This is a genomic window from Pseudoalteromonas sp. SG41-2, assembly GCF_014164535.1.
Lineage (GTDB): Bacteria > Pseudomonadota > Gammaproteobacteria > Enterobacterales > Alteromonadaceae > Pseudoalteromonas > Pseudoalteromonas rhizosphaerae.
The window spans coordinates 13,187-37,562 of sequence record NZ_JACJFK010000034.1; the positions used below are offsets into that span (position 1 = coordinate 13,187).

20 protein-coding genes and 1 tRNA gene are annotated in these 24,376 nt (G+C 41.1%); 11 read left to right on the plus strand and 10 right to left on the minus strand.

From position 1 onward, the window contains the following. Window positions 1-150 precede the first annotated feature (150 nt). From rplA to H5186_RS20215, 5 genes are all read right to left on the minus strand, one after another. Window positions 151-855: a 50S ribosomal protein L1 gene (rplA, locus tag H5186_RS20195; protein ID WP_145238292.1), complete on the minus strand. Its 705-nt coding sequence runs from the start codon at window positions 853-855 to the stop codon at window positions 151-153. Window positions 856-859: 4 nt separating this feature from the next. Continuing rightward, the gene (gene rplK, locus H5186_RS20200) at window positions 860-1,288 is read right to left on the minus strand and encodes a 50S ribosomal protein L11 (protein ID WP_008108462.1); all 429 of its coding nucleotides are present in this window, start codon (window positions 1,286-1,288) and stop codon (window positions 860-862) included. Window positions 1,289-1,504: 216 nt separating this feature from the next. Next, the gene (nusG, locus tag H5186_RS20205; RefSeq protein ID WP_145238289.1) at window positions 1,505-2,062 is read right to left on the minus strand and encodes a transcription termination/antitermination protein NusG; all 558 of its coding nucleotides are present in this window, start codon (window positions 2,060-2,062) and stop codon (window positions 1,505-1,507) included. A gap of 4 nt (window positions 2,063-2,066) precedes the next feature. Next, window positions 2,067-2,444, minus strand: a complete 378-nt coding sequence (secE, locus tag H5186_RS20210) for a preprotein translocase subunit SecE (RefSeq protein WP_016710555.1) — start codon at window positions 2,442-2,444, stop codon at window positions 2,067-2,069. A gap of 132 nt (window positions 2,445-2,576) precedes the next feature. Beyond that, window positions 2,577-2,653, minus strand: a tRNA-Trp gene (locus tag H5186_RS20215). Between the two features lie 165 nt (window positions 2,654-2,818). On the opposite strand from H5186_RS20215, the gene H5186_RS20220 reads away from it, so the two are divergent. Further along, window positions 2,819-6,808 carry a two-component regulator propeller domain-containing protein gene (locus H5186_RS20220; RefSeq protein WP_310736955.1) on the plus strand — a complete coding sequence of 1,330 codons (3,990 nt, stop codon included), beginning with the start codon at window positions 2,819-2,821 and terminating at the stop codon, window positions 6,806-6,808. A 120-nt stretch (window positions 6,809-6,928) separates the two neighbouring features. After that, window positions 6,929-8,065 carry a CsgG/HfaB family protein gene (locus H5186_RS20225; protein WP_145238283.1) on the plus strand — a complete coding sequence of 379 codons (1,137 nt, stop codon included), beginning with the start codon at window positions 6,929-6,931 and terminating at the stop codon, window positions 8,063-8,065. 58 nt (window positions 8,066-8,123) lie between these two features. Here the strand turns inward: H5186_RS20225 and H5186_RS20230 are convergent, their stop codons facing one another. Both H5186_RS20230 and deoC read right to left on the minus strand, forming a co-directional pair. Next, window positions 8,124-8,624 carry a hypothetical protein gene (locus tag H5186_RS20230; protein WP_145238280.1) on the minus strand — a complete coding sequence of 167 codons (501 nt, stop codon included), beginning with the start codon at window positions 8,622-8,624 and terminating at the stop codon, window positions 8,124-8,126. Then, complete coding sequence (deoC, locus tag H5186_RS20235) at window positions 8,611-9,360, minus strand: deoxyribose-phosphate aldolase (RefSeq protein WP_182719266.1); 750 nt, start codon at window positions 9,358-9,360, stop codon at window positions 8,611-8,613. The genes H5186_RS20230 and deoC overlap by 14 nt, the downstream gene beginning before the upstream one ends. 276 nt (window positions 9,361-9,636) lie before the next feature. Between deoC and cysG the strand changes: the two genes are divergently transcribed. From cysG to cysQ, 6 genes are read left to right on the plus strand one after another with little or no spacing between them, the layout of a single operon-like run. Beyond that, window positions 9,637-11,058, plus strand: coding sequence for a siroheme synthase CysG (gene cysG / locus H5186_RS20240; RefSeq protein ID WP_149983363.1), 1,422 nt, complete (start codon window positions 9,637-9,639; stop codon window positions 11,056-11,058). Window positions 11,059-11,110: 52 nt separating this feature from the next. Continuing rightward, a complete protein-coding gene (gene cysD, locus H5186_RS20245; protein ID WP_145238271.1) occupies window positions 11,111-12,010 on the plus strand; it encodes a sulfate adenylyltransferase subunit CysD in 900 nt (299 codons plus the stop codon). Then, on the plus strand, window positions 12,010-13,437 hold the full coding sequence (cysN, locus tag H5186_RS20250) for a sulfate adenylyltransferase subunit CysN (RefSeq protein ID WP_182794878.1): 1,428 nt from the start codon (window positions 12,010-12,012) through the stop codon (window positions 13,435-13,437). Before cysD ends, cysN begins: the two co-directional genes overlap by 1 nt. Window positions 13,438-13,467: 30 nt before the next feature. After that, window positions 13,468-15,192 (plus strand): SLC13 family permease, encoded by a 1,725-nt coding sequence (locus tag H5186_RS20255; protein ID WP_182719264.1) that lies wholly within the window; start codon window positions 13,468-13,470, stop codon window positions 15,190-15,192. A 30-nt stretch (window positions 15,193-15,222) separates the two neighbouring features. Further along, window positions 15,223-15,822, plus strand: coding sequence for an adenylyl-sulfate kinase (cysC, locus tag H5186_RS20260; protein ID WP_182794879.1), 600 nt, complete (start codon window positions 15,223-15,225; stop codon window positions 15,820-15,822). A gap of 3 nt (window positions 15,823-15,825) precedes the next feature. Next, complete coding sequence (gene cysQ, locus H5186_RS20265) at window positions 15,826-16,608, plus strand: 3'(2'),5'-bisphosphate nucleotidase CysQ (RefSeq protein ID WP_182735509.1); 783 nt, start codon at window positions 15,826-15,828, stop codon at window positions 16,606-16,608. 675 nt (window positions 16,609-17,283) lie between these two features. Here cysQ and H5186_RS20270 read toward each other — a convergent pair. Beyond that, window positions 17,284-19,926 carry a P-loop NTPase fold protein gene (locus H5186_RS20270; RefSeq protein WP_182794880.1) on the minus strand — a complete coding sequence of 881 codons (2,643 nt, stop codon included), beginning with the start codon at window positions 19,924-19,926 and terminating at the stop codon, window positions 17,284-17,286. A 178-nt stretch (window positions 19,927-20,104) separates the two neighbouring features. Between H5186_RS20270 and H5186_RS20275 the strand changes: the two genes are divergently transcribed. Together H5186_RS20275 and H5186_RS20280 are read left to right on the plus strand one after the other, a co-directional pair. Then, the gene (locus tag H5186_RS20275; RefSeq protein ID WP_182719260.1) at window positions 20,105-20,440 is read left to right on the plus strand and encodes a hypothetical protein; all 336 of its coding nucleotides are present in this window, start codon (window positions 20,105-20,107) and stop codon (window positions 20,438-20,440) included. Further along, complete coding sequence (locus H5186_RS20280) at window positions 20,437-20,928, plus strand: hypothetical protein (protein ID WP_220491389.1); 492 nt, start codon at window positions 20,437-20,439, stop codon at window positions 20,926-20,928. The genes H5186_RS20275 and H5186_RS20280 overlap by 4 nt, the downstream gene beginning before the upstream one ends. Window positions 20,929-21,058: 130 nt before the next feature. Here the strand turns inward: H5186_RS20280 and H5186_RS20285 are convergent, their stop codons facing one another. Further along, window positions 21,059-21,808, minus strand: a complete 750-nt coding sequence (locus H5186_RS20285; protein ID WP_182719259.1) for a tetratricopeptide repeat protein — start codon at window positions 21,806-21,808, stop codon at window positions 21,059-21,061. A gap of 523 nt (window positions 21,809-22,331) precedes the next feature. On the opposite strand from H5186_RS20285, the gene H5186_RS20290 reads away from it, so the two are divergent. Continuing rightward, window positions 22,332-22,523 carry a hypothetical protein gene (locus H5186_RS20290; RefSeq protein ID WP_182719258.1) on the plus strand — a complete coding sequence of 64 codons (192 nt, stop codon included), beginning with the start codon at window positions 22,332-22,334 and terminating at the stop codon, window positions 22,521-22,523. Between the two features lie 72 nt (window positions 22,524-22,595). Here H5186_RS20290 and H5186_RS20295 read toward each other — a convergent pair whose 3' ends face one another. Further along, window positions 22,596-23,855 (minus strand): aromatic amino acid transport family protein, encoded by a 1,260-nt coding sequence (locus tag H5186_RS20295; RefSeq protein ID WP_182794881.1) that lies wholly within the window; start codon window positions 23,853-23,855, stop codon window positions 22,596-22,598. Window positions 23,856-24,376 lie beyond the last annotated feature (521 nt).

Here is a 24,376-nt window from a genome sequence, read left to right on the forward strand (position 1 = left end):
TCTTGGACGGAAGCCCAATTTATCGTTTTGCCCGAAGGCGCACCGAAATTATGGACTTCAACCCGAATTCTTTACTTGTTGAGAAAACAAAATTTCTCAACAAAATGGCGCAAAATTATAGTATAAATTTCACGCCATGTAAACACTCAATTAAACAACAGTTGTTGTTAAAGTGCTTTGGTCAACAGAAACACCTGCGCCCATTGTTGTAGAGATGGTTACTTTCTTAACGTAAACACCTTTTGCTTGTGAAGGCTTAGCCTTCTTAAGCGCAACAATTAGCGACTCAAGGTTTTGTTGAAGTTGCTCAACTGTGAAATCAACCTTACCAATAGTAGTATGGATGATACCATTTTTGTCATTGCGGTAACGCACTTGACCAGCTTTAGCATTTTTAACTGCTTCTGCAACGTTAGGTGTTACAGTACCAGTTTTAGGGTTTGGCATTAGACCACGTGGGCCTAAGATTTGACCTAGTTGACCAACAACACGCATAGCGTCTGGTGATGCAACAACAACGTCAAAGTTCATCTCGCCTTTCTTAACTAGCTCAGCAAGATCTTCCATACCTACTAGTTCAGCACCAGCTTCTTTCGCAGCTTCTGCGTTAGCGCCTTGTGTGAACACTGCAACGCGAACGTCACGACCAGTACCGTTAGGTAGTACAGTTGCACCACGAACGTTTTGGTCAGATTTACGAGCATCGATACCAAGGTTAACAGCAACGTCAACACTTTCTACGAATTTAGCTGTCGCTAACTCTTTTAAAAGAGCAACTGCTTCGGTGATTTCGTAATCTTTAGTCGCTTCCACTTTTTCGCGGATAGTACGCATACGTTTAGTTAATTTAGCCATTATCTTAGTCCTCTACGTTCAAGCCCATCGCACGCGCAGAACCTGCGATAGTGCGAACCGCAGCTTCTAAATCAGAAGCTGTAAGGTCAGGTTTCTTTGTCTCAACGATTTCTTCAAGTTGAGCACGAGTTACTGTGCCTACTTTTTCAGTGTTAGGACGGCCTGAACCAGATTTGATACCTGCAGCTTTCTTAAGTAAGTAAGCAGCCGGTGGCGTTTTCATGTCGAACGTAAATGAACGGTCGCCGTAAACAGAGATCACTACAGGAACTGGAGCGCCTTTTTCGATAGATTCTGTACGTGCGTTGAACGCTTTACAGAATTCCATGATGTTTACACCGTGTTGACCTAGTGCTGGACCTACTGGAGGACTAGGGTTAGCCATACCAGCAGCAACTTGTAGCTTGATTAGAGCTTCAACTTTCTTAGCCATTATAAATACCTCATTAGGTGGGTCTTAGCCTTGTGCGCGCGAGGACGCGTACTCTAGCGGCTTCCCAGTTTAAAAATTGGTTTCTCACTTTTCTGTATACAAACCAAGAAATGCTTACTTTGAATACAAAAAGGCCGCTGATTATAAGTTAATCAGCGGCCTTTTTCAAGCTTTATACCAAACAATATATTTTTTGGTATAAATCAGTTAATTTGTTTATCTATCTTGCTCAACTTGACCAAACTCAAGTTCAACAGGAGTAGAACGACCAAAGATAAGTACCGATACTTTTACGCGGCTCTTTTCATAGTCAACAGCTTCAACCACACCACTGAAATCAGCAAATGGGCCGTCAACAACACGTACCACTTCACCTGGTTCAAATAACGTTGCAGGCTTAGGCGCTTCAGCGTTTTCTTGTAAGCGGTTAAGAATACGATCAGCTTCTTTAGCGCTAATTGGTGCTGGACGATCAGACGTACCACCGATAAAGCCCATAACACGCGCGGTGCTATTTACTAAATGCCAGCTTTTATCGTTCATATCCATTTGGATAAGTACATAACCTGGGAAGAACTTGCGCTCAGATTTACGCTTTTGACCAGCGCGCATCTCAACCACTTCTTCAGTAGGTACTAATACTTCACCAAAGCTATCTTCCAAACCTTCGATCTTGATATGCTCAAGAATAGTTTGTGCAACACGCTTCTCATAACCTGAGAAAGCCTGTACTACGTACCAACGTAGTTTCTTTTCGTTGTTCTCATCCGACATGGGATCAGATCTCCAATCCAGTTAAAAAGCCTACTGCGCGGAATAAAATGCCATCTAATCCCCAAAGGATAAGTGCCATAATCGCAGTTGCAACCATTACAATAAATGTCGTATGGGTAGTTTCTTGGCGCGTAGGCCACACTACTTTACGTACTTCGATGCGTGCTTCTTTTGCAAAAGCAAGGAAGGTACGCCCTTTTTCAGTTTGTGATGCAATCCCCAAACCAGCGGCAACAGCAACCACAACACCAATAGCACGTAATAACACAGACTGATCTGCGTACATATAGTTACCAACTACTGCGCCTGCAAGTAGCGCAATTGCCACAAGCCACTTTACTGAATCCATCGCACTTGATGGAGTTTCTACATTCGTGCTCATAATATTATTACCTTAACTACAGACACAACAACCCTACACTATGGCAGGGTTAATCCATTAAAATCCAAACTTAAAAACAGACTTATTTAAACCGATTTTTAACCTCAGACTTTACCCACAAACAGGATAAAATGGCAGGGGCGGAGAGACTCGAACTCCCAACCATCGGTTTTGGAGACCGCTGTTCTACCAATTGGAACTACGCCCCTGCAAAGTGGATGCCTATTATACTTACGCAATTCATTAACACAAGTGTAAAAGATGCCCATAAGTCAAAATCTCATCACTAGATTGAAAAATCCATCTTAACATTGATTAAAAAGCAGTTTATGATTGTTTCAATTCAAGGGATATTACTACGCACGAGGAAGCACGTGCTAACAATAAAAACAACTATCTATACGGCCATTATTGGTTTTTTATGGCTATTTCATAACAGCGCGCTGGCACTGTCTTTACATTTAGACTCCTTCTCTAATGAACAGGGGTTAACGCAAAACTCTGTCACTTGCAGCATAACTGATCGCCGTGGTTTTCATTGGTTCGCCACCCAAGGTGGGCTCAACCGTTTTGATGGTTATGAATTTAAACGCTTTAAGTCTCATCCAACCCAGCCAAGTCTATCGAGTAATTGGATCACCGACTGTGTTACCACTGACAATAATCTGCTGTGGTTTTCTACAGCTACACAAGGGCTAAACGCCCTAAATACAGAAACCGGTATATTCACTCATTTTAACCGTAACAGTCCATTAGCGATTAAAGATAACCGCATTTGGTCAATGCTTACTGATCAACACAATAATTTATGGTTAGGCCATGAAGATGGTAACTTAACTCGCCTAAATGTAGCCGAGCATGAAACTGCCTACTTTACCTACTCGCCAAACACCCAAGGTAGTATTATTTTTCAGGATATGGTGATTGATGCTAAGCAAAATTTATGGCTGGCCAGTAATGAAGGATTAATAAAATTTGATACAAAAACAGCTAAATTTAGCCACTTTTCAGCAAGTAAAAAGCAACTATGGCGCCTAAAACTCACGCCACAAGGGCAGCTACTGATTGCCAGTAAAACAGGGCTTAGTGTCTTTGATTTAGAAAGTGAACAGTTTAATGATATAAAACAACTAGATGGTATATGGATAAGCGATATTTTAATCGATAATAACGAGCATCTTTGGCTTAGCAGCTACGGCCAAGGCTTATATTATAATCCCAACTATCAAACAACTCTGACAAGCTTTAGCCAATTTAAACACCTTCCACAGCAACGTCATGGGCTTGTTAATGATTACTTACTGTCTTTGTATCAAGACCAGCAAGGTATTCTGTGGATAGGCACTGATGGTTATGGGTTACAACGCTACGATATGCGCCAAAATCAATTTAATCATCAACAACACAGCGATGGCCCTAACAGTATTAGCCATGATTTTATCCGGGCCTTACTTAAAGATTCGCAAGGGCAATTATGGGTCGGTACCCGCAACGGGTTAAATAGACAAACAAAAGACGGCTTTGTGCGCTATCACGTCGATACCAGCAACCTTACCAACAACAATATATTCAGCCTTCATGAAGATAGCCAGCAGCGTATTTGGATTGGCACCTATGGTGGCGGTTTATTGCGTTATAACCGCGAAAGCGATGACTTTACATCATTCACAGTGCAAAGCCACCAGCTCAGCAGCAATAACATTTATGCGATCACCAGCGATCGGAACGGCAACTTATGGTTGGGAAGCAATCAAGGTTTAAGTCTGTTTAACCCAGATAACTTGACCGTTGAGCATTTTAAGCACTCGGAACAACACAATAGTATATCGAACAACACCGTATTTAGCCTCGTTTACGATAACGTTGCTAATGCAATTTGGGCTGGTACTCGAGTCGGCTTAAATAAACTCACCCTCAACAACAATGAATTTAGCCATTATCAAGCCGATCAAACAAACCTAAATAGCTTAAGTCATAACATGGTTACCGCCCTTCATCTGCAAGATGACAATACACTGTGGGTGGGTACTTTTGGAGGCTTAAATAAACTGAATAAAACAACGGCAGAGATAACCCGAATCACCGAGCATGATGGCCTGCTAAACGATAATATTTTTGCCATTAAACAGGATGCCAAAGGTTACCTGTGGTTGGCAAGCAACCAAGGTTTAACACGTTATCAGCCCAGCTCTGAAAATATGCAGCATTTTTTACCCCGTGATGGCGTGCAACATAATTCATTTATTCTCGGCGCGGCTTATCAAGCGCAGAACGGTGAACTATTTTTTGGCGGGATCAACGGCTTTAATCAATTTGATCCGCTTAAGCTACAGCTGGCAGCTACAACTCCAGAGCCTGTGTTAACCGAATTACTAATTAACAATCAAGCGATAGCCACTGCCCCATACACTAAGCACGAGACTCAAGCCGCGAAATTTATTAGCTATATACAAACACTCTCCTTTAACAAAGGTGTCGGCGTGATCGGCTTTAAGTTCTCAGCATTACATAGCCCGTCGGCACCTCAACAATATCAATATGGATACAAACTCGCTGGTTTTGATAAGCAATTTCTATATACCAACGCACAACAACGACAAATAAACTACCCGCAACTGCCCGCAGGCGACTATCAGCTGCAACTAAAAGTAAAAGATCAGTATGGCCAGTGGAGTAATGCTAAAGCTATGCTCGATTTCACGGTGGTGCCGCCGTGGTGGCAAAGTCGCCTTGCCTATGCCGGTTATGTTCTTCTCACGGGGGTTATTATTTGGCTTATTGCGGCCTCGCTATACCGCGCTAAGCTGGCCGAACAAACAAGTAAACAAGCCCGTGAGCTGAATCGCTTAAAAAGTCAATTTTTAGATAATATTAGCCATGAATTAAAAACGCCTCTGAGTTTAATACTCGCGCCACTTGAAAGCTTGCAGCTAAACCATAAAGATCAAGCTAGCCAAAAACAATTATCGATGATCAAACGCAATAGCCTACGTTTGCTGACCTTAATAAATCAACTATTACAGCTAAGCCAACGCCCCAGCTGCGCTATACATTACGTTTCGCCCTATCCTTTAGCACCATTTATAAAGCAGCTGGTTGCTGACTTCACGGTGCTGTTTGAACAAAAAGGTATTCACGTAACAATGACAGATCTCAGCCAAGGCTCTTGCTGCATAGCCCTTGAGCCAGAACATGCAACGTCAATTATTACCAACTTAGTTAGTAATGCCCTCAAATATACCCACTCAGGCGGTCAAGTTGAGATTAGCTTATCAGTGCATAATAACATGGCTCATATCGCGATTGTTGACACCGGTATTGGCATCGAAAAACACCAACAAGGCATTATTTTTGAACGCTTTACGCGTGTTGCAGCACAAAATCAAAACGGCAGTGGAATTGGCCTTGCTTTAGTTAAACAATTGCTAGAGCAATACGGCGGGCAGATTTCACTAACAAGTGAAGTAGGTAAAGGCAGTTGTTTTACTGTATCTCTGCCTTTGACTGAAGCAGAGCATGGCGCAACTTCGCTAGCAGCATCAGTAAATGAAGCAACCCGCCCCAGCAATTCGCAAAAGCTACTGATTGTTGAAGATAACGACGAAATGCGCGAACTACTGCTGACTTTGTTTGCTACTGAGTACCACTGCTTAAGTGCTATTAACGGCGAACAAGGCTTAGCCATCTGCCAAACAGAAATGCCAGATCTAGTGATCAGCGATGTGATGATGCCTTGCATGGACGGTTATCAATTACTTAATGCGCTACGCACAAATAACATTACCAGCCATATACCGGTGTTATTATTGTCAGCAAAAGCCGATACACAAAGCAGACTAAAAGGCCTTGATTTACTAGCAGATGATTTTTTAAGTAAACCATTTGAGCCGCAATTACTGCTCAGTAGAGTACAAGGGTTACTGAGTATTCGTGCAGTCCTTAATCGGCACTTAGCAAAGCAGCTTGCGGCTCATGCTCCGCCGCTGGTACTCGATCCGCAGCTTACACAAAGTAAAGATTACCAATTTACCGAACGCCTGAAAAACATCATCCGTGATAACTATCACAACGAAGCGTTTAGTATTGAAGAATTCGCTGCAGGATTATATTTAAGCCCACGTGCCTTACAACTGAAAATGAAAGCACTCTACAATTTAACTCCCAGTGATTATATTCGTAATACTCGTTTAGAGTATGCTGAAAAGTTACTTAGCGACAGCGATCTGAGCATAGGTTTAATTGCTGAAAAAGTCGGCTTTAGCTCACAAAGTTACTTTGCTCGCTGCTTTAAGGCAAAGCATAACGTTTCGCCCAAACAGTTTAGGGAAAATACCAACCTGAATGCAAAAACTTCGCCTGTGTGACCAAAGTGTTCGCCTCAGTACTATTTTTAACCTTATGATTTCTTTAAATTAACTTTAAAACAATTTGTAGAATAAAAACCTTCACTGTTTCTATTTGGCACATTAATTAAGGAAAATCATATGCTCACAACAACTAAAAAAGTACTGTTGGCAACCCTCGTTGCTAGCAGTCTTAGCGCTTGCCAAAGTACTTCAACCAAGGTCACTTCAAACCAAGATTCACCAAACATTAATGAAGTCGCCCAACAACAATATAATGGTCCAAAAGCGCGTATTGCCGTGGCACGCTTTACCGATAAATCGAATGACTCTCATTGGTGGCGAAAAGAAATAGGTGAAGGCATGGCCGACCAACTCACCACAGCTTTGGTAGGCACCAATCGCTTTATCGTACTTGAACGCCAAGCGTTAGATGCAGTGTTATCTGAGCAAGATCTAGCGGCTTCAGGTCGTGTTAGCGCAGCATCAGGGGCAGCTTACGGTGAAATTGAAGGAGCCGAAATAGTTGTGGTAGCAGCAGTAACTGAATTTGATGACGACAGCTCAGGTGCCAGTGTTGGTACTGGCGGTTTTATAGGTGATGTGTTTAGCTCAGTATCGGCAGGTTTTTCAGGCTCGCATATGGCGATTGATTTACGCCTTATCGATACTCGCACCTCACGTATTTTAGCAGCCACCAGCGTCGAAGGAGGCAGCAAAGATTTTGATTTTACCAGTGCGGCAACTAATTTTGGCGGTGCATTAGTCGGTGGTAATTTAAGTGGCTGGTCAAACACCCCTAAAGAAAAAGCGCTACGCGAAGTGATAATCAAAGCTGTAGAGTTTTTACAAACTAAAGTCCCTGCCACTTACTATCGCTATAACAGTAATAATACCCTTGCACCTGGATACACAGCACCACCACCGCTTACGACCACGGCTGCCAAGTCAAAAGCCGTTGCTCCAGTAGCAAAAGTCGATGTTCCTACACATAGAATGCCGCATTATGAAAAGATGGATTTAGCCATGTCTCGCATGAATCTAGTCTGTTTAGGTTATTTAAAAAACCAACCCGATTATGAAGAATTTGAAACTGAAGATGTTAAGTACGATCGTCAAACAGTTATCGCACTGCGCGAATACCAACAAGAGAAACAATTAAAAGTGTCGGGACTTGCAGACGAAGCAACCAAAAAGTCACTCGATGAAAGTCAATGTATTGCTAAAACCAATAAGTCAGGGCTTGAGAGCTTAGGTAGTATGTTTAAAATTAACTAACCAAAGATCAAGTTATTTAGCAGCCAGTTTATTCCTGGCTGCTATACCATCTAAATACTTAGAACAGCTGTAACAGCTCGCCCTGATAAAAATCACAAAGTAACCAAATTTGTTGAAAAGGATGGGTAAGCGGTATCGTTATATTCTGTAACTCAGCGTCAAAATCCGCTTTATGCCAAATGGTGCTGGCGTTACGAATAAGCAGCCATGTTTGCTCTGATTGATAATGCTTTTTTCCTTTTTGTTCTAATAACCGCTGCAGTGCACAGTGCAGCCGCTGCTCACTTGGTTGCATTGCCATATCAGCAAGATCTCGTTGCATGCTTATAGATAAAGGCCTGCCGAGTACTGCCATGGCTTCGGTTTCGCTGGCATATAAATGTGCTATTTCAATATCAAGCTTCTGTTCATTACGATAACAACTGATATCTGGTTTACTCGGCTGATTATGCCAAATATGGCGCATTGGAATACCAAAGCGATGTTCATAGCAACGCAAGAACAACTTGCCTGCATCATGCTCAAGTTGTAATTTTTCTTGCTCACTATGACGCGTCATTAAGTACCGCATATACATCAGCTAACAGGCTTGATGCACCAAATCTAAATGTTGACGGATTCAAATAACTTTCTCCCATAATATCAGTCGCTAGCTGTAAGTAATTACTTGCATCCATAACCGTTTTCACGCCACCTGCAGCTTTAAAACCGACTACACGCGGCGACTTTTTAATCGTACTTAACATCACTTCGGTTGCTTCAAGAGTGGCATTTGTAGCTACTTTGCCGGTGCTGGTTTTAACAAAGTCAGCACCACCGGCAATTGCTATTTCTGTCGCCAGTGTTATCAACTGCGCTGTTTTTAGTGCGCCGGATTCTATAATTACTTTTAATTGTACGTGTTCAGGACAACACTCTTTACTGGCACGCACATATTCTAGTGCTGTGGCTTCGTCCCCCGCGATTAAGGCTTGATACGGTAACACCAAATCAATTTCATCTGCGCCACGCTCTATTGCGATTAATGTTTCATTAATTACTTCACTTAGCTCACTGTTGCCTGAGGGAAAGTTAGTTACTGTGGCGACTTTTACATAACTAAGCTCGCGCTCAGCTAAAGCAAGCTTGGCGTCATCAACAAACTCACTATAAACACACACTGCAGCCGGAATACCTAGGTTGGGCTTAATACTAGCCACCAAGGCCTGTATTGTTGCCGCGCTATCATTACTATTTAAACTGGTTAAATCCATTAATTGCACGGCCAATGCCGCATCAGTTAGTTGCGTTGTCATAAATCCACCAAGTAAGTTCATGTATTAGCAATAGTACCAAATTTAACTATTCTCGCTATAGCTAATAACCAAACACTCTAAGCTCGATATATAGTCATTATAGTACTTGTAACTCGGCGCAATCCCCTGTTAACTAAGGCTTAAGCCAAATCGGACAACCCTATATAACTTTTAGTTATATTAACTGGGTTTTAATTATTTTTTACTTAGCTTACGCCACTATATTCTGAGTTTCTGAAAAGCATCTTTGCTGTAATTTTTTCCAAGGGTCTACACATGCAATATTTACCTATCTTTACCAAGCTCGACAATAAACCTGTATTGGTTGTTGGCGGTGGAGAGGTTGCGTTACGTAAGTGCCGTGCATTTTTGAAAGCTCGCGCTGATGTCACTTTAGTAGCACCTTGGTTTTGTGATGAATTAAAAGAGCATGCACAAAATAATGATGTCACTCTAATTGACGCTTTTTTTGACGAATCACACCTTGATGGCAAAATGCTGGTCATTGCCGCAACCGACAATGATGACGTAAATAACAGCGTATTTGAACTAGCAAATGCACGAAATGTATTCGTTAACGTGGTGGATGACCAACCTAAATGCACCTTTATTTTTCCTTCAATTGTTGATCGTGACCCGATCACTATTGCAATTTCAAGTGCTGGCACAGCGCCGGTATTAGCACGGCGCTTACGCGAGAAGTTAGAAACGCTTATTCCACAACACATCGGCCCGCTTGCAAGTTTAGTTGGCAGCTTTCGCGACAAAGTAAAACAGCGCTTCACGAGTTTTGCTGATCGTCGCCAATTTTGGGAAGGCGTATTTGATTCATCTGTCGTCAGCAAAGTACAAACGGGTGATACAGCTGCCGCAAGCGTACAGCTTGAACAATTACTCGATAGCAAACTGGATCCTGAAGGTGAAGTATACGTAATTGGCGCAGGTCCAGGAGATCCAGAGTTATTAACACTGAAAGCACTGCAACTAATGCAACAAGCTGATGTGGTGGTGTATGACTTTCTAGTCTCTGACGAAATTATGGAGCTAGTACGCCGCGATGCTGATTTAATTTGTGTGGGTAAACGCTTAGGCGATCACAGTGTCGTGCAAGAAGATACTAACCAAATGCTAGTTGACCTTGCCAAGCAAGGTAAAAAAGTGTGCCGCATTAAAGGTGGCGACCCGTTTATTTATGGCCGTGGTGGTGAAGAAGTTCAAGTACTGGCAGCCAATAACGTAAATTACCAAATCGTCCCTGGCATAACTGCTGCCGCAGGTTGTAGCGCTTATGCGGGTATTCCGCTAACGCACCGTGACCATGCACAAGCCATACAGTTTGTAACTGGTCACTGTAAAAAAGACGGTCAAGAACTAGATTGGCAATCACTGGCAAAACCAAACCAAACTCTGGCAATTTATATGGGTGTAATTAAGTCTCCCCATATTCAAGCACAATTATTAAAACATGGTCGCGGTGCAGATACACCCGTGGCAATTATTGAAAACGGTACTCGCAAAAATCAACGCGTTGTAACCGGTAAATTAGGTGAGTTGGCCGATTTAATCGAGCGTCACAGCATTATTTCACCGGCATTATTAATTATTGGTGAAGTTGCTTCATTACATGAAGAACTTCATTGGTTTGGCACAAAAGCCCAAACTAGTAGCTTTGCACAACCGCTTACAGACGTGGCATAGCTTTAAACTATTTCGATTTTAACTTTTAATCATTTTAGTAGGACGACTAACAATGGCTTTAACTCACCTTCAGCAATTAGAAGCTGAAAGTATCAAAATCATGCGCGAAGTTGCTGCTGAGTTTGAGAACCCAGTTATGCTTTACTCTATCGGTAAAGATTCATCGGTACTTTTACATTTAGCGCGTAAAGCGTTTTACCCAGGTAAAATTCCGTTTCCACTGCTTCACGTTGATACCAACTGGAAGTTTAAAGAAATGATCGAATTTCGTGATCGCTTAGCAAAAGAGTACGGTTTTGACTTACTCGTCCACAAAAATCCTGAAGGCTTAGCGATTGATATCAGCCCATTTACTCATGGCTCTGGTAAGCATACCGATATCATGAAAACCCAAGGCTTAAAACAGGCGCTTGATAAATACGGCTTTGATGCCGCGTTTGGTGGTGCACGCCGCGACGAAGAAAAATCTCGCGCTAAAGAGCGTGTTTATTCATTCCGTGATAAACACCACAGATGGGATCCAAAAAACCAACGTCCAGAGCTTTGGAATACCTATAACAGTCAAGTTAACCCTGGCGAAAGCATCCGTGTATTCCCACTTTCTAACTGGACTGAACTTGATATTTGGCAATATATCTATCAAGAAAACATCGATATGGTTCCGCTTTACTTAGCCAAAGAGCGCCCTGTTGTAGAGCGTGATGGTACTTTGATCATGGTTGATGATGAGCGTATGCCGCTTAAAGAAGGCGAAGTACCCATGATGAAATCTGTTCGTTTTCGTACTTTAGGTTGTTACCCACTTACCGGTGCAGTGGAATCAACAGCCAGTACACTGACTGAGATTATCGAAGAAATGCTGCTATCGACTTCATCAGAGCGTGAAGGTCGGGTAATTGACCACGATTCAGCAGGTTCAATGGAGAAGAAAAAACGTGAGGGCTATTTCTAATGTCTATTAATACTAGCGATACAATTAACGAAGTAAAAGCAATTGGCATCGACGCCTACCTTGCTCGCCAACAAGACAAAAGCCTATTGCGTATGCTGACCTGTGGTAGTGTGGATGACGGTAAATCAACCCTAATTGGCCGCCTACTGCACGACAGCCACCAAATTTATGAAGATCAGTTAGCAGCACTGCATAAAGATAACGAAAAAGTCGGTAATGCCGGTGAAGAGCTCGATTTAGCACTACTGGTTGACGGCTTACAAGCTGAGCGTGAGCAAGGCATAACTATTGATGTAGCGTACCGTTATTTTTCAACGGCTAAACGTAAATTCATTATTGCTGATACTCCAGGGCATGAGCAATACACCCGCAACATGGTAACCGGTGCATCAACCAGTGATGTAGCGATTATTCTTGTTGATGCGCGCTACGGTGTGCAAGTACAAACTAAGCGTCACAGCTTTATCTGTGATTCATTGGGTATTAAACAGTTTGTTGTTGCCGTGAATAAAATGGATATTGTTGATTTTGACGAAACCGTTTATGAGCGCATTAAAGCCGATTATTTAAAATTTGCCGAGCAACTTAACGTATCTAACATCAAGTTTGTGCCTATGTCGGCGCTTAAAGGCGATAACGTAGTAACACGCTCAGAGCACACACCATATTACACAGATAAACCACTGCTTGAGTTATTAGAAGACTCACCAGCAGCTGAAACAGACACTGGCTTTGAAGCGCGTTTCCCTGTGCAGTATGTAGTACGCCCTAACCTAAACTTCCGTGGTTTCCAAGGTACTTTGACCTCAGGAAAATTACGCGTTGGTGATGCTATTAAAGTATTGCCATCAGGTAAAACCTCAAGCATTAAAGAGATTGTCACCTTTGACGGCAACTTAGACACAGCCGAAGCTGGTCAAGCAATTACTTTAACGCTTAACACTGAAATTGATATTAGCCGAGGGGACGTGATCGTTCCTGCTGATTCAACAGCGACTGTAACTAACCAAGTACAAGCAAAGCTTGTGTGGATGCACGAAGCGCCGCTGGTACTGGGTAAAAGCTATAACTTTAAGCTAGGCAGTAAAAATACTTCGGCTATCGTGAAAAAGATTGATCACACCATTGATGTGAACACCCTTGAACACGGTAGCGCAAACAGCCTGCAGTTAAACGAAATCGCGATTGTTACCCTAGAATTGACCGAAACCATTTTGGCCGATGCTTATCACAACAATCACGAAACCGGTGCGTTTATTTTAATCGATCGTTTATCTAACTTAACTGTTGCGGCGGGTATGATTGAAAACGTGCTTGCTAAGCAAGAACAAACGGGTAACTTTAGTGAGTTTGAAGTTGAATTTAATGCGTTAGTACGCAAGCACTTCCCACATTGGCAAGCGCTTGATATATCAAAGCTTAAATAACCAACTTTGCCTGTTAAGGACATATAAAGCATGTATCAACAGCTAGTATTAACAGGCATTATGCTAACTTTAGTCGGGTGCCTGTTTGGCACGCGGCTAAAGCCAGCATGGCTTTTTGTTGGCGCCATTGGCACCGCATATCTAGGCGGGTTAATCGACCTTGAAGATATGCTGATCAACTACGCCAATCCATCACTGATCACCTTAGTGTTATTAGTACTGGTTTCGATTGCGGTTGAAAAAACTACACTCGTACAAAAGCTTGCCCAGTCATTATCAAAAGGAAGTTTAACCAGCTCAGTCACTAAGCTCGGACTTTCTACAGCGTTTTTATCCTCATTTACCAATAATACAGCGGTTGTCGCATCGCTCATTACTGCCATAAAAGACAATCCAAACCATTCACCTTCAAAGCTACTATTACCGCTGTCGTATACTGCTATTTTAGGTGGCACAATTACCTTAATTGGTACTTCAACAAATTTAATCGTCAATGGTTTTGCCGTTGATGCAGGCATGGCACCGCTAGGCTTTTTCGACTTTACCATAGTCGGGTTAGGCGCATTAAGTGTGGGCCTGATCACTATTTTAGTGATGCTAAAATATTTGCCAGACAACGGCAAAAACGATCAAGAAGTGGTGCCTTTTTATCTCGAAGGTAAAATAGAAGAAGGCTCAAAACTAATTGGTAAAAGCGTAGAAGAAAATGGCCTGCGCGAACTTAAAGACTTATTCCTAGCGGAAATTATTCGCGGCGATAAACGCATTTGTGCAGTGACCCCGCAACAAGTGATTAAAGCGGGCGATGTATTGCTGTTTGTCGGTGACATCAAATCAGTGCCATTGCTAACACGCTTTGACGGGCTAAAAATAGTTCACGATAAACATCAAAAAGATGTTGAGCACCTCGTTGAAGTTGTTGTCAGCCAATCATCTAAATTTATAGGAAAAACAGTTAAAGAAGCGCGTTTTCGTGAACAGTTTCATGCCGCTGTTATCGCTATTCGTCGCGGCCATGACCGCTTACAAGGTGGCCTTGGTAAAGTGCAGCTGCAAGCGGGAGACTCACTGATCCTCGCACCAGGTAAAGACTTTTATAGTCTGCCTAATTTAAAACGCGAATTTGTGTATATTTCCGGGCTTGATTTACAAACTCACTTAGCGCCCAAGCAATCTAACTTAGTATTAGCGAGCTTTGCAACGGTACTTGGGCTGAGTATTATTGGCTATGTACCACTGGTAAAAGGCTTATTAGTATTGCTGATTGGCTTAATGCTCACGGGAACGATAAAGCTGAGTGAAGTAAAACGCCGTTTTCCTATTGAGTTACTCGCTGTAGTTGGTAGCGCCATTGGCCTTGCAAAACTGATGATAGGCACCGGCCTAGCTGGACAAATATCTGCAGCATTGTTTTATGTACTCGGTGATTTTGGCCCCTATGGCGCGTTTATCGCGATTTTTGTAATGACAGTAATGTTCACCGAACTTATCACCAATAACGCCGCAGCGGCACTATCATTCCCTGTCGCTTATGCATTAGCAATGGGCTTTAATGTTGACCCGCTGCCGTTTATTATGGCGGTCGCCTTTGGTGCATCTGCAAGCTTTATATCACCATTTGGTTATCAAACTAACCTGATGGTTTATAGCGCCGGCAATTATCGTTTAAAAGACTATGTATTAATGGGCTTACCACTTTCTATTATTTATTCAATAACGGTATTAACCCTGATCCCGCTGGTATTTCCATTTTAAGCCAGCGCTTACTCATAAGAGAGTTTTATAATGGATGAGAACATTGTTTGGCATAACTATGCCATTACTAAAGCAAAACGTAGCGAACACAAAAGCCATAAACCGGCTATTTTATGGTTCACTGGTTTTTCCGGCTCAGGTAAAAGCACCGTAGCAAACGCCCTTGAAAGCGCACTCAATCAACAAGGTATTCACACCTACCTGCTTGATGGCGACAACGTACGCCACGGCTTGTGTAAAGATTTAGGCTTTAGCGACGAAGACCGTATCGAAAATATTCGCCGCGTTGGTGAAACCGCTAAACTAATGGTCGATGCTGGATTATTGGTACTCACCGCATTTATTTCCCCATTTCGCGCGGAACGCGATATGGTAAGAAACTTAGTCGATGACGGTGAATTTATCGAAGTGTTTTTAGACACACCTCTGGACGTATGCGAGAGCCGCGATCCAAAAGGCTTATACAAAAAAGCCCGCGCAGGTGAAATAAAACACTTCACAGGTATAGATTCAGACTACCAAATACCCCATTCACCGGAAATAATCTTAGATACCAGTAAAAACACCCTAGACCAATCGGTGCAAGAGCTGATAGCGTATCTAAAACAACAGCAAATTATTAAAGGTTAAGTCATGAACCAAACGGAACTGCTCGAAGAAATACTGATCCTTGCCCGCCAAGCTGGCAGCGCTATTATGGGGATTTACGAAAAGGATTTTAACGTTGAGTACAAAGCTGATGAAAGCCCTGTAACCGACGCCGATCTTGCAGCTCACAAAGTGATTGCCAATGGCCTAGCCCACTTAACCCCAGAGATCCCAGTATTAAGTGAAGAAAGTGCCGATATCAGCTGGGATATTCGCCAAACGTGGACCCGCTATTGGCTGGTTGACCCAATCGACGGCACTAAAGAGTTTATTAAAAAGAACGGTGAGTTTACCGTTAACATCGCCTTGATTGAAAACGGCAAACCTATCTTAGCGGTAGTAGATGCGCCTGCGCTAGGCGTGTCTTATCTGGCAGCAGAGGCAATCGGCGCATTTAAGGACCGCGGTGATGAGCGCATTGAGCTTAAAGTCACCACCAAAGCAAACAAAGGCCTTATCCGCGTAGTCGGCAGCCGCTCGCATCCATCACCGGATTTAGCCGAGTTTGTAAAACGCTTTGATGAGGTTGAAATGGTCTCAAAAGGCAGTTCACTAAAACTGTGCTTAGTCGCCGAAGGCAGCGCCGATATTTACCCACGCCTAGGCCCAACCTGTGAATGGGACACCGGTGCCGGCCACGCTATAGCCGAAATCGCCGGCGCAAAAGTCACTAAGCTTGATGGCAGCCCGCTGTTATACAACACAAAAGATGAGTATTTGAATCCGTATTTTGTAGTGAGTGTGATAGAAGAAGAAACCAAGCTATAAGCCGTAAGTTTTAAGTGGTAAGTTTAAGGCCGACTCTTCACTCGTAGGAGTTGGCTTCAGCCACGAAAAATCCTGCTCTGCATTCTATTTGAAAAAACAATTTCACCACAGAGAACACCGAGGCGCTAGGCTACACAGAGGGCTTTAGCCATAAGCTTTAAGCGGTAAGTTTAAGACCGACTCTTCACTCGTAGGAGTTGGCTTCAGCCACGAAAAATCCTGCTCTGCATTCTGTTTGAAAAAACAATTTCACCACAGAGAACACCAAGGCGCTTCGCTACACAGAGGGCTTTAGCCATAGGCGGTAAGTCTAGCACTTCACTCGTAGGAGTTGGCTTCAGCCACGAAAAACCTCGCTCAGTGTTCAATTTAAAGACTATTTCACCACAGAGCTCACCGAGGCGCTTCGCGCTACACAGAGAGTTTTAGCCATAAGCGGTAGAGCTTTAAGCGCTAAGTTGTAAGCCTAGCACTTCACTCGTAGGAGATGGCTTCAGCCACGAAAAACCTCGCTCAGTGTTTAATTTAAAGACAATTTCACCACAGAGCTCACCGAGGCGCTTCGCGCTGCACTGAGGTTTAATATTTTGTATTCTTTTGTAGGTCGGGATTTATCCCGTCATATTTTTCAGGCTAAAGCCTGACCTAACAGTTAACTGTCAGATTAAAGATAAGCTACCTTCCCTCAGTAATCCCAATTTCTGCTTTATAACAAAGTACGTATAAGTCCATTAAGCTAGGAAGTCCTGGTGCATTATCTAGTTTTGAGTCTGGATTCAAAATTGGTTTTTTTAGATATTCAGAAGTGCTCAAAGCTTTCCCTAAACAATGGAATTTCTCGCTTTCAGTAACGCTCTCAAACCTCTTTTTCGCATGATGTAATTTGTAGCTTTGCTTCAAACAATATAATAAATATCTGCCTTTACTTTTATCTAAATTCAACTTATAAATAAGAGGCTCAATTTCAAACAACACATCTTTTTCGTCAAAGCCAAGATAATTAATAAGTGCATTTGAATGCCTCTTTCTATCTTGTATATATAGTAACTTATTAAAAATTTCATATATATTTTCAATGGTTAAATTTTTCGCTAAGTGGTGAACAAACTTTACTACATACCTACATTTTGTAGATGACAGCTTGTTTGGTAAACTATCATATTCTGCACCTTGGTAAGCTAATGTCTGCTCATTATTGAGCTCTAGAAAAATGAATTGAGAATACTTTTCTTGCTTAAACTGATCAAAACTCAACCATTTCTCAACAAGTGATAAAAGTGATAGTTTCTTTAACTTCAATATATCTCGAATTACTTCTTGATCTTTAAATTCTGAACTCAAAATACTTTGCCGCATTATACGTTGAACATAAAATGACATTTCATTAGAGCAACCAACTGTCTGTAAGTGTTCAATATTAGGGTTTAAAGACCAAATATCTCTTTCTTTTGGGGGGGTACTATCATGTATTGGAACAGTATTAACTTTTATCCCTAACATCACTTTTAGATACTCTTTCAACTCTTCGGAGGTGTCTTTTTCTAGGAACCTTTCGATATCAACCTGCTTACTTTTAATCTTTACAGATTCAATAAACTGAGTATATTTTGCAAATAATAAAGGCTTTTCTTCTTTCATAGCTAGCATCATAATCAGTGATATGAAACTAACCTCTCCTTTTAAATTATTATGCCACCAAATTTCATTAACTCGGCGAAGTACTCTTTTTAGCACTCGCAAACTTGAAATCAATTTATTTAACTCAGCTATTTCAGATAAATAAAAGGCAATCCTACTTATTTGGTTATTTCTAACATCATCCAAGCTTTCCAATGAATAAGGGGTAACAGTAAGCACTTTGCTCCTAGTTAAGTTCTCATAAATATAATCAACTAATAGGTCTGTAAAATCCTTTTTTGCAATATCCTCTCTATAATCAGCCACTTTCGATATCACTTCGGCGGCAACTTCATTTTCATTACCCATCGCGATTATAAAGTTGATACGACTTAAATCTTTATTTTTTAGCCTATCCAACAGTGCCGCGATATCATTTAAACGTTTTTCGTTCTCATCGCCTGTACCACGATCTACGTCTTGTAAAGTGATCAGTAATTTGTGGTTGGTTACTTCAAGGACATCATTAAGTTTTTGAAAGCTTTGCTCGATATCAACAGGGCCTGCGAGTAACGTTGAAGCAAATTGAAAAAAGCTGCCGCCTGATTTTAGGGCTTCGGTATAATGTTTCGGTAACGCACGAAAGGCGCACATATCAATGTGCTGGCTGATATCATCAATAATATTGCTAAGTATCACATGCGCGACACTGCCACTGGCTGCGCCCCACGTTGATATATCGCTATAGATCCAATTAATCTTATTTTGTTGTTCTACTTTTAGCTTTTCTTCATCTGATAATCCAGCTTCTATTTTTTTAGGCTTTTTGAGCTCGTTTGCTATTGCTGCAACAATGCTGCTTTTTCCGCATCCAAATGGCCCACACAGTGCGATATGTTGCGCTCCCTTTCTCTCATACCCTTCTTTATCGCCACCTGTTAATAGTCGCTCAGTGATGCGCTGTGCATAAACCTGTAAGTCCGGTTCTAGTTCCGTGGTGCTTTGAACAGGTAAATCGTCTTTAAACCATTTCTGGAAATGTTCTAAACTCTCAAACTTAAACTCTACTTTTTGTTTTGATTCAACTATCAATTCTTTGTTAGACACTCTTAGTTGCTCTGATAACAAATAAATAGACATGCCTAAGTAAGCCACTGCTATAAAGAAAAATACCCAAAATGCATGTTCTATCTCAACTAAGTTTATGGCTGAAAATAAATAAAATGCTGATACCGCGCACAGTGCAACAGAAAATATCGGTTTTTCCGTATACAGTTTAGTTTGATAGATAATAGTCGCTGCAGCAGCTAAAAAACTCAGTGACAGAAACTTGAAACTTACAAATGCATAAGCTGTCAGTTGTTCTTCTATTTCATTGTTAGTTACATACACATAAACAACAATGAAAAGTAAGCCAAATAATACACTTATCGTCACTGGCGGATATCGCCAGTTAAACCCAATACTGCGTTTGGCGTGGGAGATATAAAACTTATCCAGCATTAGCTTGATGCCAATGCCGGCAAGAAAAGCAAAACTATAGTGCAGCGCAGGATTGGCGTATAAAATACTGCCCCACTTCATATAGGCTTGCTGTACAAAACTGACGTTACTTAAAAATACTGTAATTGCGGCCGCTGTAATTGCGCACAATAACAGTGATAACCAACGCTGGGCTGGAATAGGAAGAGACTGCGACAATTTAATATCCTTATAAGGAATCTAGTTTGCATTTCAAATAACTCAATCAGTGTATACCCTGTTGAATAAAAATAGAAACTCAGTATTTTTTATATATTGGTTACAATTTTCAGGTACAGTTTTTAGACAGTTTTTGCTAGGCTTTATATTTACGGAATTCAATAACAAGGAGTAATTAATGAGATGTCCTGAAATTGACGATTTGGAGTTTTCTGAGCGTGGCAAGCTAGCTGTAAAAGAAATAAGGCGAATAAAAGAAATTAATCAGTGGCTCAGTGCAACAATTACAGTTGGTACTTTTGCTAACATTTTTGCGGGTAATGGCATCATTAAAAGTCACTATAACCTCACTCAAACTGATTTTGATGCTTTTTCTACTGCACTAAAAAGCTCCCCAAGCATAGCTCGAAAAACCATAGAAACGATATCTGGTCTTCAAGCAATTAAAGCTAAAACATCTAAAGAAAGGCAGTTCTGGAAGGCTGTTTATAACGGTTGCGAGGCTGCAAAATGAATAATTTTATTGTTTTCGCTCTTGCTTTATTCAGTTCCTTTTTAACATATGCAAATATAGCCGAAAATAACCTCACTAGTTATTTAACGGTTGAATACCATAATTCAATAAAAGCATATGACACTAAACTTGAAAAATGTCAGCAAACAGCAATAGTTATAACTCCAGATGACGTTAAACATATTTCAGATGACTGGAATGTGCTTAGTAGTGTTTTATCTTATCATTATGCAAAGACGCAAGATTTATGCACACATGATGAGTTGCAGCGTTTCACATTGCTTTCAGCAAAATTGCAGGCCTTAAAAGATAGCGATAAAACCATGCTTGATAAGTACAACCAATTAATTATGGCAATCCCTTTAACTTTTGAGCGAACTAAAGCTGATTACTTTATTTTGCCTGAAGATATACGTGAACAATTTTCTAGCTTAGAAAAATTAAATAAGCCATTTAATTTAATGAAGACAATGGAAAACTTCGAGTAGCCAAGCCTTGATAAAATGAGCAAATAATTACATTGCTCATCGTAGGCTGAGTTGAGTATTACAACATTCAGCCTATTTGAACCAAAGAAAGCAGTAAAGCTTTAAGCGATAAGCTTGAACCATTCGATTGCTAAGTTATTTTATCAGCTCGTGCTACTTTTTCTGCATAAAAATAAGTTGATTGCATATCCAAAGGCTTACTCAATAGCCCGGTTTCTATATTGTTCAATACAGCTAGGTTTTTCTTTGCAGGTCCATAGTCTGGATCAAGTGCTAACGCTTGCTCAAAGTAATCTCGCGCTTGCATATAATCCTGTAACATTAAATAACAAATCCCCAAGTTCCCTTTAGCCTGCACATGCTTAGGCTGATTTGATGCAATCACTTTAAACAAGGGAATAGCTTTTTCATACTGCTCTGTTTGGAGAAATTCAAAGCCCCTATCGAAACGTTCTGAATCTTCAAGGTACTGTTCAATAGTAAAACCTGTCGGCAAGCCTTTTTCAACTAACTCAATAATTTCTTTAGACGCAGTAATAACGTCAGTCTCTTCTGGTGATGCATACTTCAATGCTGCAACATGGTGCTTAATAGATAAATCAACCTTTCCAGTTTTTTGATAACTAATCGCCAGGTTATAGTGAGCTAAAGCATATTCACCATTAACTGCTATGGATTTCAGCAAGTTTTGTATAGCTAAGTTATAATCACCTTTGAGTACAGCCATTATACCGACCCCATAATAGGTCAAGTAATGACGTGGGTACTTTTTAGCTGCTTTTTTCAGCAAGTACTTACCCTGTTTCGCATCGCCATTCTGCAAAAAATAAAATGCATCCTCTAAGATATCTTCGAGGTATAAGGTTGCTTTATCGACCATTTGATCTCCATTATTATTACTTTGGTTAAATAGAAGACCTAACCGTTGCAAGCCATCAATTTTAAGTTGTATTTAAAAATACTTCACCTGATGGATAAGCTCCTCAAAGAGCTTTAAGCTCGAAAAAGGCCACAGTATTGTATTAAAGATAATCACACCACAGCACGCCGAGGCGTTTTGCGCTGTACAGAGATTTGCTCTTCGTGTTCTTTTGTAGGTCGGGATTTATCCCGTCTCGTAAGCTCTACTGCGAGTAGGTAGTGGCTTTAGCCATTAATGAACTAAAAATCATTATCTCATATGTTCGCGACTGAAGTCGCTCCTACAGGTTTGGTATTGGTATTTTTATAAACCGGGATTTTTCCGTCATATTGTCAGGCAAAAACCTGACCTACCGCTGGGACAATAAACTATGAGCGCTAGCTTATAAACCTAAATTAACACCTGTAACATCAACAAAGCTCCTAAATATCAGCTATTGTGTTTTAACATTCTCAGTTTAATTGATTATAAAAAAGACCTAATGACGACTATTGAAAGTGCGATTGATTCAGCCTACCAAGCGCAAATTAAAAATCTCTATAATGCACTAAGCCAAGCTGTACTTGCAGCGAATGGCGATGCAGATGCGATTAGCGCTGCTGAAACAAGTTTCAAAAAAGGCCTAGCCTTTGCCGCTGATATTAGAGCCCGTGCCCTAGCTGCAATAGCATAAACTAAAAAGCCCTGTAAGTTTGTCACCTACAGGGCTTTTATTTAATCTAACTAAAGTCTCTAAAGCTACTTGCTAAGCAACAAAGCCATAAATCAAAGCAGCTACCGCTAATAAGCCTACCGCTAACACGAACAAGGTGCTAAAACGGCCACGGTATTTTTGTAATGCTGGAACTTTATAAACAGCAATCATTGGCATGATGAATAATATCATCGCAATAATCGGCCCTGATAGTTGATCCATCATATCTAAGATACTTGGGTTTTTAACAGCACAAAACCAAATAGCAAAGAACATGATAGCAACACCAATTTTGTCAGCGTTTTTCAGCGACAAACTTGTTTGTTTAGTAACAAGCCCATTAAAGCTTTCTCTTGCTCCTAAAAAATGACCTAAGAAAGATGAAGTGATAGCAATAAACGCGACTAGCGGGCCAAAGGTGGCAATAAATGAGTTGTCAGTAACATTAGCTAAGTATGATAACACGGATACATTTTGTGCTTTTGCTTGCAACATTTGCTCTGGTGTTAATGAAAGTACACACGAAAATACAAACAATAGAACGAACACTATCAGTAATAAACTGGTGCGCTTTAGAATCGCCTCGGACTTAGCTGTCGCTTGTTTACCATAATGACCTCGCTGTACGTTTACAAAGCTTGAGATCGCCGCTGCGTGGCTAAATGAGAACACTATAATAGGAATTGACAGCCATAACGTTTTACTAAAGCCTGCAAACTCAGGAAAGGCCATATTGGGTACTTGCCAGCTCGGAATTAAATACAACGATAAAAACAATAAAATACCTACTAACGGATACACTAAAATAGCAAAAGCACGCAACATTAGCCTTTCACCACCGAGCATCAAGCTGATCATACTGGCAACTAAAACTCCTGAAAGCAATACTCTAGAAGGTGCTTCCATACCTAATTGGTTTACTATAAAACTATCAACAGTATTGGTTAGGCCAACACCATAGATCAGTAAAATTGGAAATATTGATAAAAAATACAATAATGAAATTAATCTACCAGCATTCACACCAAAATGCTCTTCAACCACATCGGTAAAATCAGCATCTTTGTTCTTTGATGACAATACAAAACGCGCTAAACCACGGTGGGCTAAGAAAGTCATTGGAAACGCTAAACACGCTAAAATGATCAGCGGCCAAAAGCCACCAATACCAATATTAATTGGCAAAAACAAAATACCGGCACCGACTGCAGTACCAAAAAGACTCAACACCCATTGGGTATCATGAAAGTTCCATTTAGATTTACTTGTTGTCACTGCGTCAAACTGCGCAGCATCAGTGGAAGAGTTCATGCACTTCACCTATTAGTATAATAATTTGGCAAGAGCATATAGAAATCAACACATTATTTCAGTTTTTGGCGACATAATTAACTAAATATTACAACCTATTTTGTAATTACTGAGTTACTTACTGTCATGAATTTGAAACAGTCATAAAATCAAAATTCTTTAGCTGATAGAGGAAATAAATTTGCGAGTTTCGAGTTTCGAGTTTCGAGTTTTACAAAAATAAACTTTTCGCGCCCTATGTCAAACGTTCGCTAACTTTACTCTCGCTAACTCACATTTTAAACGTAAAAAAGCCCGACTATTTCTAGTCGGGCTTTCTCAATTTGGAGCCTGGCGATGTCGTAGTGCCCACAGCGGTAGAGAGCCACATAGCAAATGCGACACTATCATTGTGTCGGGGCGGCCTTGTGCGGGGCTCGCCTTCGAGCTGGTTTGTTTGATGTATAGGAATACGAATGCCGTGAAGCACAGGATATGCAAGAGCGGCCACTACTGAGTTCACCATGGGGTCTTGGCTTGGT